The sequence below is a fragment of the Niastella sp. OAS944 genome (assembly GCA_024809215.1).
In the GTDB taxonomy this organism is placed as follows: Bacteria; Bacteroidota; Bacteroidia; order Chitinophagales; family Chitinophagaceae; genus Niastella.
This window is the reverse complement of sequence record JANUBW010000001.1, coordinates 41214-55220: the sequence shown is the minus strand read 5'-3', so window position 1 is coordinate 55220 and position 14007 is coordinate 41214. Positions and strand designations below refer to the sequence as shown.

At 41.8% G+C, this 14007-nt stretch carries 15 protein-coding genes; 10 read left to right on the top strand and 5 right to left on the bottom strand.

Annotated elements, in window-relative coordinates; all coding sequences use genetic code 11:
- Positions 1 to 37: 37 nt before the first annotated feature.
- From GGD38_RS00205 to GGD38_RS00185, 5 genes are all read left to right on the top strand, one after another.
- The gene (locus GGD38_RS00205; RefSeq protein WP_375300051.1) at positions 38 to 403 is read left to right on the top strand and encodes a winged helix-turn-helix transcriptional regulator; all 366 of its coding nucleotides are present in this window, start codon (positions 38 to 40) and stop codon (positions 401 to 403) included.
- Between the two features lie 65 nt (positions 404 to 468).
- Positions 469 to 1332: an NmrA family NAD(P)-binding protein gene (locus GGD38_RS00200; RefSeq protein WP_375300052.1), complete on the top strand. Its 864-nt coding sequence runs from the start codon at positions 469 to 471 to the stop codon at positions 1330 to 1332.
- A gap of 43 nt (positions 1333 to 1375) precedes the next feature.
- The gene (locus GGD38_RS00195; protein WP_375300053.1) at positions 1376 to 2212 is read left to right on the top strand and encodes a helix-turn-helix domain-containing protein; all 837 of its coding nucleotides are present in this window, start codon (positions 1376 to 1378) and stop codon (positions 2210 to 2212) included.
- Positions 2213 to 2298: 86 nt separating this feature from the next.
- Complete coding sequence (locus GGD38_RS00190) at positions 2299 to 2796, top strand: DinB family protein (protein ID WP_375300054.1); 498 nt, start codon at positions 2299 to 2301, stop codon at positions 2794 to 2796.
- Between the two features lie 38 nt (positions 2797 to 2834).
- Complete coding sequence (locus tag GGD38_RS00185) at positions 2835 to 3443, top strand: class I SAM-dependent methyltransferase (RefSeq protein WP_375300055.1); 609 nt, start codon at positions 2835 to 2837, stop codon at positions 3441 to 3443.
- Between the two features lie 2 nt (positions 3444 to 3445).
- On the opposite strand, the gene GGD38_RS00180 is transcribed toward GGD38_RS00185, so the two are convergent.
- Entirely contained in the window at positions 3446 to 4123 is a 678-nt protein-coding gene (locus GGD38_RS00180; protein WP_375300056.1) for an ArsR/SmtB family transcription factor, read from the bottom strand.
- A gap of 79 nt (positions 4124 to 4202) precedes the next feature.
- On the opposite strand from GGD38_RS00180, the gene GGD38_RS00175 reads away from it, so the two are divergent.
- The 3 genes from GGD38_RS00175 (at position 4203) to GGD38_RS00165 (ending at position 7693) form a co-directional block, all read left to right on the top strand.
- Positions 4203 to 5522 carry an alpha/beta fold hydrolase gene (locus GGD38_RS00175; RefSeq protein ID WP_375300057.1) on the top strand — a complete coding sequence of 440 codons (1320 nt, stop codon included), beginning with the start codon at positions 4203 to 4205 and terminating at the stop codon, positions 5520 to 5522.
- A 9-nt stretch (positions 5523 to 5531) separates the two neighbouring features.
- Positions 5532 to 6395 (top strand): helix-turn-helix domain-containing protein, encoded by an 864-nt coding sequence (locus GGD38_RS00170; RefSeq protein WP_375300058.1) that lies wholly within the window; start codon positions 5532 to 5534, stop codon positions 6393 to 6395.
- 95 nt (positions 6396 to 6490) lie between these two features.
- Entirely contained in the window at positions 6491 to 7693 is a 1203-nt protein-coding gene (locus tag GGD38_RS00165) for an epoxide hydrolase family protein (RefSeq protein ID WP_375300059.1), read from the top strand.
- Between the two features lie 178 nt (positions 7694 to 7871).
- Here GGD38_RS00165 and GGD38_RS00160 read toward each other — a convergent pair whose 3' ends face one another.
- Positions 7872 to 8909: a serine hydrolase domain-containing protein gene (locus GGD38_RS00160; protein ID WP_375300060.1), complete on the bottom strand. Its 1038-nt coding sequence runs from the start codon at positions 8907 to 8909 to the stop codon at positions 7872 to 7874.
- Between the two features lie 108 nt (positions 8910 to 9017).
- On the opposite strand from GGD38_RS00160, the gene mrdA reads away from it, so the two are divergent.
- A complete protein-coding gene (gene mrdA / locus GGD38_RS00155) occupies positions 9018 to 11030 on the top strand; it encodes a penicillin-binding protein 2 (protein ID WP_375300061.1) in 2013 nt (670 codons plus the stop codon).
- An 81-nt stretch (positions 11031 to 11111) separates the two neighbouring features.
- On the top strand, positions 11112 to 11564 hold the full coding sequence (locus GGD38_RS00150; RefSeq protein WP_375300062.1) for a DoxX family protein: 453 nt from the start codon (positions 11112 to 11114) through the stop codon (positions 11562 to 11564).
- 1 nt (position 11565) lies between these two features.
- On the opposite strand, the gene GGD38_RS00145 is transcribed toward GGD38_RS00150, so the two are convergent.
- The 3 genes from GGD38_RS00145 to GGD38_RS00135 form a co-directional block, all read right to left on the bottom strand.
- Positions 11566 to 12315, bottom strand: a complete 750-nt coding sequence (locus GGD38_RS00145; RefSeq protein ID WP_375303760.1) for a helix-turn-helix domain-containing protein — start codon at positions 12313 to 12315, stop codon at positions 11566 to 11568.
- 99 nt (positions 12316 to 12414) lie between these two features.
- Entirely contained in the window at positions 12415 to 13386 is a 972-nt protein-coding gene (locus tag GGD38_RS00140; protein ID WP_375300064.1) for an aldo/keto reductase, read from the bottom strand.
- A gap of 164 nt (positions 13387 to 13550) precedes the next feature.
- Positions 13551 to 13916, bottom strand: a complete 366-nt coding sequence (locus GGD38_RS00135) for a SnoaL-like domain-containing protein (protein WP_375300065.1) — start codon at positions 13914 to 13916, stop codon at positions 13551 to 13553.
- Between the last annotated feature and the right edge of the window lie 91 nt (positions 13917 to 14007).

Genomic DNA, 14007 nt, shown 5'->3' with positions numbered 1-14007 from the left:
TGGTTTTATTGTTTAATTTTACCATACAAATCAGAATATGAAGAATATGAGAGAAAGAAAGATCCCTAAGGACCTTGATTGCGGTATGGGCATGATCATGGAAATTATTGGCGGGAAATGGAAGCCCTGCCTTATTCATAATATCTGGAAAGGGCATAAAAGGCCCAGTGAATTACAACGGATGAATCCTAAAGCTACCCGAAGAGTTTTGTATCAGCAACTTCAGGAGCTGGAAGAACATGGAATTATTCGAAGAGAGGTATATCCGGTGCTGCCGCCCAAAGTAGAATACTTCTTAACAGACCTGGGCCTGTCACTAATTCCGGTGATTAACGTTATGGATGAATGGGGCACTCAATATCTGGAAAATCCGCGTTTGACCCCGAAGCTGAAAATAGCATAATCAATTACCAGGTTATAAGCCTGCACGGCATGATAAATGCATTAATTGCTGTTAAATTATAAATTATGCATATTATCACTGGAGGAACAGGGCATGTAGGTTCGGCATTAGCTGAAGCGTTACTGCGGGCAGGGGAGAAGGTAACCATCATTTCAAGAAGTTCAAAGAACGCCAAAGAATGGACGAACAAAGGCGCCCAAATTGCGGTTGCTGATATTTATGATACGGTTGCATTGCACGAAATTTTTAAAAAGGGCAGATCAATATTTATACTAAACCCGCCTGCCGACCCCATGACCGATACACCGCTGCAGGAAAGGAAAACAGCTGCCTCGTTAGTAGAAGCATTGAAAAATACAAATGTTAAAAAAGTAGTTGTTGAATCAACACTGGGAGCACAACCAGGATATGATATTGGTGATTTTGGTGTTTTGTATGAGTTAGAACAAAATGTTGCAACGTTGTCATATCCTTATAGCATTATAAGACCAGGTTATTATATGAGTAACTGGGATGAACAACTGCCGGCCATAAAAGAGATTGGAGAATTGTTGTCCTTTTTCCCCGCCGATTTAAAATTCCCAATGGTAGCGCCGGCAGACATTGGTGAATTAGCAGCACAGTTGATGATGAATAATGATACGGCGAAATTAAATTCTATTCACGGTCCTGAACTTTATTCAGCCCGGGACGTAGCAGCAGCTTTTTCAAAAGCGCTCAGTAAAAAAGTAGAGGTGAAGGTGGTGCCAAAAGATCAATGGAAAGCCACCTTTATGTCTATAGGTTTTTCAGAACAAGGCGCAGCGTCATATACAAATATGACTGAAATTAGTTTGAGGGAATTTGAAAAAACAACTGACACAAAAGGTTATATAAAAGGGAAAATTACGCTGCAGGAACATATAAACAGTTTGGTTGAGTCGCATTGAAATTACTAATTTGCATCTTTCCAATAATTTCACAGGCTTTCGAATGAACGAAAATTCTATACCTAACGATGGCGGTGTTTCCCTCTTTCGCTATCGGTCAGCAAAACCAGCGCCAAGAGCTATGATAACGCTGCCACGGAATATGATCACTTTTTTGCTCAACGGCGAAAAAACAGTTCATTTTGCAGGTGTGCAGGTCAATGTAAAGCCTCACCAGTTTGTAATGCTGGCCGCCGGGAATTGCCTGATGAGTGAAAAGATGGCAGCCGCCGGTGCTGAATACCACAGTATCCTTATCTTATTCGACAGTTCAGTCATCGCCAACTTCTTTGAACGGCATCCTATGCTAATTGATAGACCGGTAAGAACAGCTGATCCGCTTCCTTTCCTGCTATTTGAAAAAGATGAATTCCTGGTAAATTTTACCCGTTCGCTCGACAGCTTACTTGTTGGCGATAAACCCGTACATCAGCAATTGCAAAAGGTTAAGCTGGAAGAATTGCTTGTATATCTTGCCGTGCATTATCCAAACCAAATTCAACAGATCGGGAACATGCACTATGAAACCAACGACGACCTGTTGATCCGTAAGGCAGTGACATCGCATATTACCAGTAATATCACCGTTGAAGAGCTGGCCTTTTTATGCAATATGAGCCTGTCTACTTTCAAGCGGCGTTTTGCACGGCTTTATGAAAAAAGTCCTAACAAATGGCTGCTGGAAAAAAGAATGGAAAAGGCGGCAGAAATGTTGCGTACAAACAATTATAAGGCGAGTGAGATCTTTTCTGAACTTGGCTATGAGAATCTCTCCAGTTTTATTCAGGCCTTTAAGCAAATTCATGGCGTAACGCCCAAGCAATATCAGTTATCCATTTGAACGTGTAGCCACAGTTTCTGAACGTTTGCCTATCGGCCCACTTGCTTCCATGAAACTACTTTTGCTTCATCAACAAAAGAAAGTTTATGAACAAGGATTATCTGCAACAGATCGCAAATTACAATTATTGGGCCGATAGCAAGGTAATAGAATGGTTACAGCTGATAAATGATCAGCAATGGGATAAGGTGATTGCCAGTAGTTTCAGCAGCATCAGGGAAACGGCGATCCATATTGTTAGTGCAGAAAAATATTGGGTGGACCATTGGACCCATAAGCCTGATCCGAAATTTTTTTCAATGGAATTTAAAGGAACAAAAAATGAATTGATTGACATCTGGAAAAGGTCGTCAGCAGATTTCAGCAACTGCGTTGAAAGCTATCCGGTAGCCAGTCATTCGCAGGCTGTCAGCTTCAAATATCCCAAAAGTGGTGGCATGGGTCAAATGGCTTTTTGGCAAACTGTAGTACATGCAATAAACCATTCAACCTACCATCGTGGTCAATTGGTGACGCTTTTTCGACAGGCTGGTTTTGTAAACATGTCTTCCCTTGATATGGCAACTTATTTCCAGTTGAAGTAAAAACTTATATGTATCTTGAGTAGTATTGTACTCCTCACATGCAAAACAAACTTCAACAAACATACGGGAATATTGATATCTATCTGTTCGATCAACTGCTGAAAGGCCGTTATGATAACTGTAAAAAAGTGTTGGATGTGGGTTGCGGCGGTGGACGTAACCTGTTTTACTTTTTACGTAATGGTTACGAGGTATTTGGTATTGACCCCAACCCCCAGGCTGTTGACGCAGTTAAGGAATTATCAACCATGCTTGCTCCCGATAATTCACTGGAGAATTTCATGGTTTGCCCGGCGGAAAATTTGCCATACAGCAATGGTGTATTTGACCTGGTTGTTTGCAGCGCAGTATTACATTTTGCAAAGGATGCACATCATTTTGATGCGATGCTTCAATCTATGTTCAGGGTACTAAAACCGGGTGGTTACTTTTTTGCGAGGTTAGCATCAGATATCGGGATAGAGAACCTGGTAAAACCATTAGGAAACGAGCGCTATTTACTACCCGATGGTTCAGAACGTTTTTTAGTTAATGAACAAACGTTGTTAAAATATACCAACGAGTTTGGTAAATTATATGAGCCCATAAAAACCACCAATGTGCAAAATATGCGATGCATGACTACCTGGTGTGTGCAGAAACGCTGATCTTATACATTAACTTTGAACCTGTTGTAAATTTCACTTTGTCCCTTTGAGGTAATTATAATAGCTCTTGAGTTTTTCTTTCTTCTTAACCAGTCTGAATGAAGCATTTTGTTAAGCAAAGCTGCGCCCAGCGACCCTGAAATGTGATACTTACGTTCACTCCAGTCCAGGCACGGCTTTGCTAAAACCCGTCTCTTACTTTGCAACTCGTTCATATCTATTCCAAAGTCTTTAAAGAATTTATTTCCTTTGGCTGTAAGGGTATAGGTTTTATTTTGTAACTCGATCATTTTTTGCAAAACGAGTTTTTCTGTGATCAATACGCCTACTTTACCAGCTAAGTGGTCATAACATGTTCTGCAATATTTTATGTCTGAAATGTCAGTAGTATTTACTTTCACGTCGTCTTTATGGGATACAAGGTTGGCCAATGCTTCAATAGCATAAGCAACCTCTTGTCTTGAAAACCGGTAATATCTATGCCTGCCCTGGCTTTCAACTGTCAATAGATCGGCCTGCACTAACTTACTTAAATGCATACTTATGTTTTGAGCAGAAGTGTCTGCGCAAATTGCCAGTTCTGTTGCGGTGTAAGCCCTGCCATCGAGCAGCGTCCAAAGTACAGTGGAGCGTATAGGGTCGCCAATAAGAGAAGTTATGTTACCAAATTGAATATCCATGTTACAACCATTGTTAAGTATTAACTGAAGTATTAAAGATACAGTGGATTTAGATTTGCAAGATAGAAAATTGAAAATTATGAATTTTAGGACGGAAGTTTTGAAAACGGAAAGCCGGATCCCCGGTTTAAAGATCGCTATTACTCACAAAGAACCAAATGTTTTATCAAACGATTATCCGGTACTTTTTATTCATGGAAGTTCTTTTCCTACTGCCCTTGCTTTTGATTTTAAAATGGACAATTATTCATGGATGGATAATTTAGCTGAGAACGGGTATGATGTTTATGCCCTTGATTTTTTAGGATATGGAAACGCTGACCGTTATCCGGAGATGCAAAATATTTCAGCGTCCGGAAAGCCAATTGGAAGGGCAGGAGAGATCTACAAAGATGTTGACAATGCTGTAAATTTTATTATCCAAAAAACCGGGAAAAATAAAGTATACCTCATCGCTCACTCCTGGGGTGCATCTGTTGCTGCGTTATACGCCACAAAATTTTCGGATAGGATTGCAAAACTGGTTTTGTTTGCGCCTATTACCGAAAGACAGAATGATGCTGCTGCAGAGACCATTGAGGGTTCATACGAAACTATGACACCTGCCCGGCGAATAGATGCCATGAAAAGGCTTACCCCTGCAGGCCAGGAATGTTTGTTAAAGAAAGAGGTTTTAGAAACCTGGAAAAGTGAATGGTTAAGGTCAGATCCATTGGCTGCTAAGTTTAATTCAGATAGTGTTCGCTTTCCATCGGGCTTTGCACAGGATATAGAAGATCTGCTTCATGGAAGATCTTATTACAAACCTGCTGATATAAAATCGCCAACATTGATCATTCGGGGTGAGTGGGACAGCTATCCTGATAATAATGACGCTGAAACTCTTTTCAGATCATTAGAAAATGCAGTTGAAAAAAAGTATGTTGTAATTGCAGACGGTACCCATGTAATGCATTTAGAAAAGAATCGTATTCAGCTATATGATGAGGTATTATATTTTTTACAATATAGAAGAAATGTTAAGGCAACCAACGACCATGCCATTGCCGTGATCTTTGAAGTTATTCCTGCTGATGCTTCCCGTAAACAGGAATACCTGAATATAGCTGCAAGTCTGAAACCGGAACTGGAAAAGATCAGGGGTTTCTTATCCATTGAGCGGTTTCAAAGTATTTATCATCCCGAAAAGATATTGTCTTTATCATTCTGGTCAGATGAAACGGCTATTCAGGAGTGGCGAAATATTGAGTTACATCGAAATGCGCAATTAAAAGGCAGGGATTATATTTTTAAGGATTATCATCTTAGAATAGCACAGGTCGTTAGGGATTATGGAAAATTTGATAGAAAGGAGGCTCCTGCTGACAGCAAATACTTTTATGGGCAACAAAAGCCTTAAATTAGCCATATGAGAAAAGGAATGGACCTTACATCGTTCGATATTTTCAAATATTTAAAGTATAATTATTTTAAGGCGAGAGATATACAATTTATGTTGCTCGATGATGCCACTTTTAAAGTAGCAAACATAAGCTTCCCGATACGTAATTTCTTTTACGGTATAGGCATAACCTATGGCGGTAAAGACACCGTTCGTATTGCAAACAGTGAATATGTAATAAGTAAGGGCAGTTGTATTGCCATTGGCCCGGGCACAATTTCACAATGGCTGAATGAATCTACTGCACTTACAGATACAGTGTTATTTTCGCGCGATCTTTATAAGAATCCCCTGTATGCCGGTTTCCCTGATTCACTTCCTTTTTTTCTACCCGGTGGTAATCATGTAATTCAATTAAATGGTACGCAATTAAAGCAAATGAGGTTGTTGTTCAATACACTTAAATTTTTCAGGGATGACGAGGCTGTTGCAACTGGTATTATATACTCCATTCTGATGCTTGCAAAAAGAATGTATGACATTGACCTTACGTATAAGTTGAATGGCCTTACTCATAAGCAAAAACTTGTTCGACAGTTTCAGGGTCTTGTTGTTGAAAATTTCTTAACAGAACGATCGGTTGATTTTTATGCCCGGAAAATGAACATAACTTCCAAATACCTGAGTGAAATACTATTAGCCGAAATTGGAAAACCTGCCAAAACATTGATCGATGAAACGGTTTTTCTGGAAGCAAAAACACTATTGAGGCAAACAACCATGTCGGTTCAGGAAATAGCCAACTGGCTTAATTTCCCCGAAACCTCAAACTTTATTAAGGCATTTAAAAACAGGGAAAAAATAACGCCTGCGGCCTACCGAAAGCAATAATAATAGCTTACCGAAAAAAGTACCATTATTGCCGACAAATGGATAATTGGGTTGTTAGTTTTTGGAGCAATTTTACTGCAACAAAACTTAATAACATGCCAAACACAATTAGCCCGTTTACCATTAACGTCCCTCAGCAAGAAATTGATGATCTGAATAACAGGTTAGCCTTGTCGCGCTTTCCGGCAGCGAAGACAAATGACTGGAAAACCGGAACACCGGTTACTTATCTGCAAAAAATTACAAACTATTGGCAAACACAATTTAACTGGAAGAAACAGGAAGCCTGGTTGAATAAATATCCGCAGTATATGGCGAACATAAGCGGTCAGCCTGTACATTTCCTGCATATCAGATCTGAAGATCCCAACGCCATACCCCTGATGCTTATACATGGATATCCCAGTTCCTTTGTTGAGTTCATAAATATAATTGACCTGCTTGCAAATCCTTCAGCAAATGGAATACGATCAAAAGTCTCTTTTCATTTAATAGTTCCTTCTATTCCGGGCTTTGGCTATTCTACGCCTGCTAATGATCAAAACTGGGATTTGATAAAAATAGCTGGCCTTTTTGGCGAATTGATGACCGTATTAGGCTACGATAAATTTGCCGTGCATGGTACCGATATGGGCGCCGGTATTACCGGCATGTTATCGGCCATTGCAGGTCATCGTTTATTAGGAACACATGTAAATACCGATTATACCGCAGTAACAGGTATGGGAATGTTGCCAACGGATTTACAATCTTTTTCTGAAGATGAAAAGGAACAAATTGCCAGGTTCAGGGATTATGAAAAATATGAAACCGCCTATTTGAAAATATTATCCACAAAACCACAAACACTGGCATTTGCATTAACCGATAGTCCTGTAGGGTTATTGAGCTGGATCATGGAGAAATTTAAAACATGGACGAATGCGGGAAAACATTTACCTGAAGAGGCTATTGAGTTGGATCTTTTGCTTACCAATATTTCAATTTATTGGTTCAATAAACTTGGCGCATCTACTGCTTATACATTGTACGACGGAATGAATATGTCGTTCGACTGGAGTGCACAAAGCAACGAAGGCAATACGCAGGGATCTACGGAGCAATCATGGGCTCAGCCAAAAGTTCCGTCGGCTATGGCCGCGTTTGGTGGCCATGGTAACCTGCTAAAAAAATTATTGGCGCCAATGGGTAATCCCAGCAGATGGAGCTCTTTCGACGAAGGCCTGCATTTTCCGGCTATGGAATGTCCTGAGGTATTGGCTAAAGATATACATGCCTTTTTTGAAGGGGTTGTATAAATAACTTCGCATAGGGCACTTAAACCGCTCACCGATGGAATGGCTGCCTGGGGTAAACAGCACAGGGAGAAGGTCGTTAAAGAAATGACTGCAAAGTAGCCCCCATCTATAAGCCACCCACAAACGCTCGCGCTCTGGATGTTATTTAATAAACAAGGTGCGGACGTTCGTTCGGACCTTATTTTAGTGACGGAATAATATATTTCAGCAGTATTTCAAAAGGAAGTTTGCCCCGCCAGTTGCCATAATTACTGCCAGTGAATACCACTGTTGCATTATAGGCCGGAAGGAACATCATGTATTGCCCGCCATTGCCCGAGGCAAAAAGAACTTCTGTATTTATCTCCTTATAGTGCAAATTCTCGCGGTACCAAAAGAAGCCGTAGCGGGCGCTTTCATATTTGGCATCGGGAATTTTGGAAAAGCTCGTAAACGAAAAGGCAATATCTATGTTGCAGGTGGTGGACTTTTTTATCCAGTCTTCGCTAACGATCTGGCTTCCTTTCCAATTGCCCTTATGTTTTACCAGTTCAATGATCTTGAGCATATCTGCAGGTTTCATGTAAAACGAACCAGCCGTCATACCCGTTCCTTTTGGCGAAACGGTCCATCTGTAATTATCAATGCCCAAAGGTTGAAAAAGGTTTCTTTTGGCAAATTCCATAACACTCATTCCACTTGCTCTTGTTATTATTTCGCCCACAAGCATGGGTTCGTTGCTATTGTACGACCATTTTACTCCAGGTTCTCTTATGAGATCAACTCCCAAACAGAACGCTATCCAGTCGTTCGATCTGCTCATTTCTGTTTCACATTCAGGCCCAATATCGTAAAACTCTTCGCAGTTTAGTCCCGACCGCATTTCCAGCAGGTTCTGAACACTAATATTGCGCTTGCCTTCGTGCTTAAGTTCGGGAAAGAAACGACCCAGTTTATCTTCAAGACTGATCAGTTTTTTATCGATGGCAATGCCTGCCAAAAGACTTGTTATGGATTTGAACGAGGAGCGCAGATCGTGCAGGCTGTCTTTTGTAAACCCATTGAAATATTCTTCAAGGACAATTTTATTGTTTTGTTCAACCACAATGGCATCGATCTTAGGATAAGTTTTATCACCTACTTTTTCATTCAGTTCTTCAAAAAGTGATTGGTTGGAATGCTGGGACCGGCAGTTTGTAAATAACAATACCGACACAGTGAAGAGTATGATTTTCATACTTAATGAATATTATTTATGTAACGATCAGTAACCGGGGATACCGTTGCAATAATAATTGACGAAATTGATATTATGTCGAAAAAAGAATTGTAATTTTTTGCTTCAATGGCAACGTTTAACCAATCGCGTACTAATATTATCATGTATATCATGGCCAGTGTATTTATTATTATACTGGTACAATTATTTAACCTGCAGGTCCTTTCAGGTAAGTATCTTGAAAAGGCTATCAGTAACGCTACATTTCCAAAAGTAAAATACCCAAGCAGGGGCATTATTTTCGATCGCAGGGGCAAAGCCATATTAAATAATGCGATCATGTATGACCTGGTAGTTATTCCAAAGGAAGTAAAAGCGGTTGATACTGTTGAGCTTTGCGCATTACTGGGTATCGATAGTAAAGAATTCAGCAAACGTGTTCGCGATGCCCGTATCAGGAATGGCGGCTATCGTCCTTCCATATTTGAGCCGTTATTGTCTGAGCGTGTACATGCCCGTTTAGAGGAAAATATATGGCGGTATCCCGGTTTCACGTTGGTTGAACGGCCGGTGCGCGTTTATCCATATAATGCCGGCGCCCATATGTTGGGTTTTATCGGTGAAGCTGATTCAGCAATCATCAGACGATCGGGCGGCTTTTATAGAATGGGCGATTACGTAGGCCGCAGTGGTTTGGAGAATACATATGAACGGGTTCTCATGGGACAGCGGGGCGTGGAGTATTTACTAAAAGATAACCTGAACAGGGTAGTGGGTAGTTATGATAACGGTAAACATGATACAGTAGCCATTGCCGGGCGTAATTTGTATACGCATCTTGACATAGAGCTACAATTGCTGGCCGAAAAACTTTTGCGGGGGAAGGTGGGCGCCATTGTTGCGCTCGACCCTGCAACCGGCGGGGTGCTGGCTATGGCATCCAGTCCCAATTTTAATCCCAATGACCTGAGTGGTCCATTCAAACAAAAGAATTACTCCCGCCTCGTGCTCGATGTGAAAAGCCCTATGTTAAACAGGGCCATTAAAGGGCAATACCCGCCGGGCTCAGCTTATAAACCGCTGGGGGCATTAATTGCTCTTGAAGAAAACCTCATAACACCTGCGAGTAGTTTTGACTGTCACGGTACTTATTATGGTTGCAACCGGTCATCAAATTGTACTGAAAAGTGGGCCGGGCATGCGGCCAATCTAAGGCTGGCAATTGCCTGGTCGTGCAACTCTTTCTTCTCTGATGTAATTAAAAAGACAATCGATAACCCGGTTTATCATGACTCACGTAAAGGATTAACTGCATGGAAAGCGTATATGTCGGCCTTTGGTATGGGGCATCGGGTAGGCATTGATTTGCCGAGCGAAGACGGCGGCAATGTGCCGGATACCAGTCAATATGATAAAGAGTACCGCGGTTCATGGAACTCATGTACAATGACTGGCGGCGGATTGGGAATAGGACAGGATAAAATGCTGGCCACTCCCTTGCAAATGGCGAATTCGATGTGTCTTATTGCCAACAAAGGTTATTATTATGTTCCGCACCTGGTAGAAAGAATAGAATCAGAAAATGCCAGTGATACCCTGCTGAAAAAATACCGGGTAAAACATAACGTGCTTACCCACATTCCCAGTGATGTATATGATGTGGTAACTGCAGGTATGCAGGATGTTGTTGACGTGGGAACCGGAAAACCGGCCCGTATTCCCGGTATTACCATGTGCGCCAAAACTGGTACTGCTCAAAATATGATCGTACTCGATGGCACGCGTCACGAGTTACTTGAGAACGCCGCATTTGTTTGTTTTGCGCCAAGGGAAAACCCGAAGATCGCTATAGCTGTTATTGTGGAGAATGCAGGCGCAGGCGGTTCTCACGCTGGCCCCATTGCATCGCTGTTAGTAGAAAAGTATCTTCGTGATACATTATCCCAGGTACGGTTGAAACAGGTGGAAGAGATCGCAAATGCCAATTGGATGCCCACTTATTTTGAAAGAATACAATACAAGGCTGATTCAATACGTGCATTTCAATGGTTTAAACTCACTACCGACAGCAGCTATATTCGAAACTATTTAAAGCCCGGCAAACCATTCGTTCCACCGGTGTTGCGAAAAAAACGTTGAGGGGGAAATTTCTTAAACTGGTTTAAGAAATGTTCGTGAGTGCTGTTTTATTTTAGCGCTTTACACAACCAATTTGAAAATATGAATGGTTTTGCACCGTTAGCTCAGTTATTCACTCGCATAGCATTGGGTCTAGGCTTTCTGCTTCCTGTATTTGACCGTTTGGGATTTATGGGCGCTCCTGGTTCTGCTCAGGCTTCATGGGGCGATTGGTCGCATTTTTTGACGTATACCCATAAACTAATGCCTTTTACCAGTTTGCATATTGCACATATCGCCGGCCTGGTAGCTACCATTGCCGAATGTATAATTGGGATAGGCCTCATCGTAGGCTGCAAAACGAAATGGATGGGGTTGGGCGCCGCCCTCATTACGATAACCTTTGCCGTTTTTATGATTGCCTCATTGGGTATAGGAGCACCATTCAAATATCCCGTATTTGTATTTACCGGGGCTGGTTTGCTCTTGTTTACGCAGCATTCGTATGCCTGGAGTGTAGATGACCTTCTCTTAAAACGTGTAAAGTCAAAATAGCTTACCACGCAGACGGCGTTTTCCCGAATTTCTTTTTAAATGAATGCGAGAAATGGGAGAGACTTTCGAATCCTAAGTCGAGGTAGATGTTCGAAGGTTTCTTCTTTTTTTCTATAAGGTGGCGTGCCTCCGTCAATCGCCTTTCCATTAACCATTGCCGGGGTGAAGTGCCGAATGTTTTTTGGAAGTCGCGTTTAAAACCGGCAAGACTTCTGCCGGTGAGTTGCGCAAACCTTTCAACCGGAACATTAAAATGAAAATTGCTATGCATGAATTTTTCCAGATCGATCTTATATGGCTCAGAAAAGTCGAACAGAAATCCACTGAGTTCAGGCATGGCGTGTAAAACCAGTTTTACCGCTTCCTTTACTTTCAATATACCCAGCGTGTTAAGCATCTCTTTTTGCGGATTGCGCACATAAGGCACTATTGATTGAAAGTAACCCTGAAGAAAATCGTTTCCCGGAATATGAATGTTGTGCGGCCCCGTGTATTTCTGTTGTATAACTATTTGTTCCTCCAGTACCACTTTTCTGAGCAGATCTTCCTGTAACGTAATAACGATGGTTTCATAAAGGCCCTTAGGAGGCAGCGGGGTTTTGGTGATGTGTCCCAGTTGGTTTTTACCAATCAGCAACATTTCACCACTTTGCATGGAAATTGTCTGGTTCGCTGTTTCCAATGTAAACTGCCCGCTAACCTGCAACACAAGGGTATTGTGCTCGAAAAAACAGGCTTTCTCCTTTCGCATTTCGGAATAATAACCGTAAAAGATCATTCCGGGCAATATTTCTGCTGGGTTCGTCACTGCGTAAAGGTATAAAAAGATCAGTTTTTTGAGAAGGTTCTGCTAACGATGAAGATACGTGCCGCCCAGGATCGCGCCTGGTGAAAAATGCGTGTTCAATGTGTTCATTTCTTCGGGAGTGAACACTATTTCCATAGCGCTCATATTTTCCGGTAGCCTCGATCTGCGGCTCATGCTTACTAATGGCATTATATGTTCACCTTGTGCATTTACCCAGGCAATAGCCAGTTGGGTTGGACTGTATCCTTTCTCTTTAGCCATTTTTTTCAATACTTCCACTTTCTCCAGGTTCTTTACCAGGTTTTCGCCCTGAAAACGCGAAAAGTGATTATGATATGAGTTGGCCGGCAGCGGTGCTTTCATTTCCCCTGTAAGCAATCCTTCGGCTGTATTGGCAAAAGCTACAACACCTATACCCAGTTCTTCAGCCGTAGGAAGCAGGTTGCTTTCTATTTGTCGGTCGGCCAGTGAATAACCTATTTCCAATGCGGTAACGGGGTGTATGGAATGCGCTTTACGAAGTTGTTCAGCGGTTATTTCACTTACACCCAGGTAACGTACTTTTCCTTCTTTGATGAGGTCAGCAACAGTTCCTATAACATCTTCCAGCGGAACGCTATTATCAAGCCGGCATGGCTGATAAAGATCGATGGTATCTATCCCCAGTCGCACCAATGAGTAATTGATAAAATTTTTGATGGCAATTGGACGCAGGTCCAACCCAATAAACTGCCCGTTGTAAACGATGCCGCCAAATTTTACGCTTATAAATGCATCGTTGCGTCTGTTTTTGATGGCTTTGCCTACAAGCAGTTCATTATGGCCGCTGCCGTAAAAATCACCGGTATTCAAAAAGTTGATGCCATTGTCGAGTGCCATTTGGATGGTAGCTATACTTTCGGTTTCGTCATTTGCCGGGTTACCCCAAACTGATGACATGCGCATACAGCCTAAGCCGAGTTTGGAAACCATTGGGCCATTTTTGCCCAGGGCGATCTTTGCTATTGTTGTCATTTCTGTCGTTTTTGTCATTTATAACAATGCAAAGATCAGCCGTTGTCCGCCTGGGCCGATTTCCCTTATGGCTCAATTTACTTGCCTGGGCGGCTCAATAAAAAGTAAAGGGGTGTTCACCTTCATCATGGTGAACACCCCTTAATTCGAATTATGTCATAATCTCAATAGAAGAACTGTTCTTTGATAATTTTACCGTTCTTCACATGAAAGATCCCAATTTCTTCGAGTGTAATGCGTGGTTTGTCTTTGAACGTGACATCCTGTTTTAAAACGACACTGAAAAATTCACCAGCCACTATTGGTTCGCTGCAGGTATAACTATGCATAGTTTCAATGGTAGCCCGCCGGCCGTTTCCTTTTGCTTTCACTGCTTCCAGGCCATTAGTGATGACGGCGAATCCCATTGCCGCTGCTTTTTCGGGCTCCTGGCAAACGACGTTCTCATCATAGAGAGTGTCCTGTATTTCGCCTGGTTTCCATTGAGAGGCCAATTCCTTATAACGAGCTGCTACTTCCTGAGTTGTCATAGATTTAATTGTTTGTTGACCCGGTAAAGATCGAAGGGGTTAGTGACAACCCTATGTCAGTAGTGTTATTGAATATTACTAAAAGGCACGA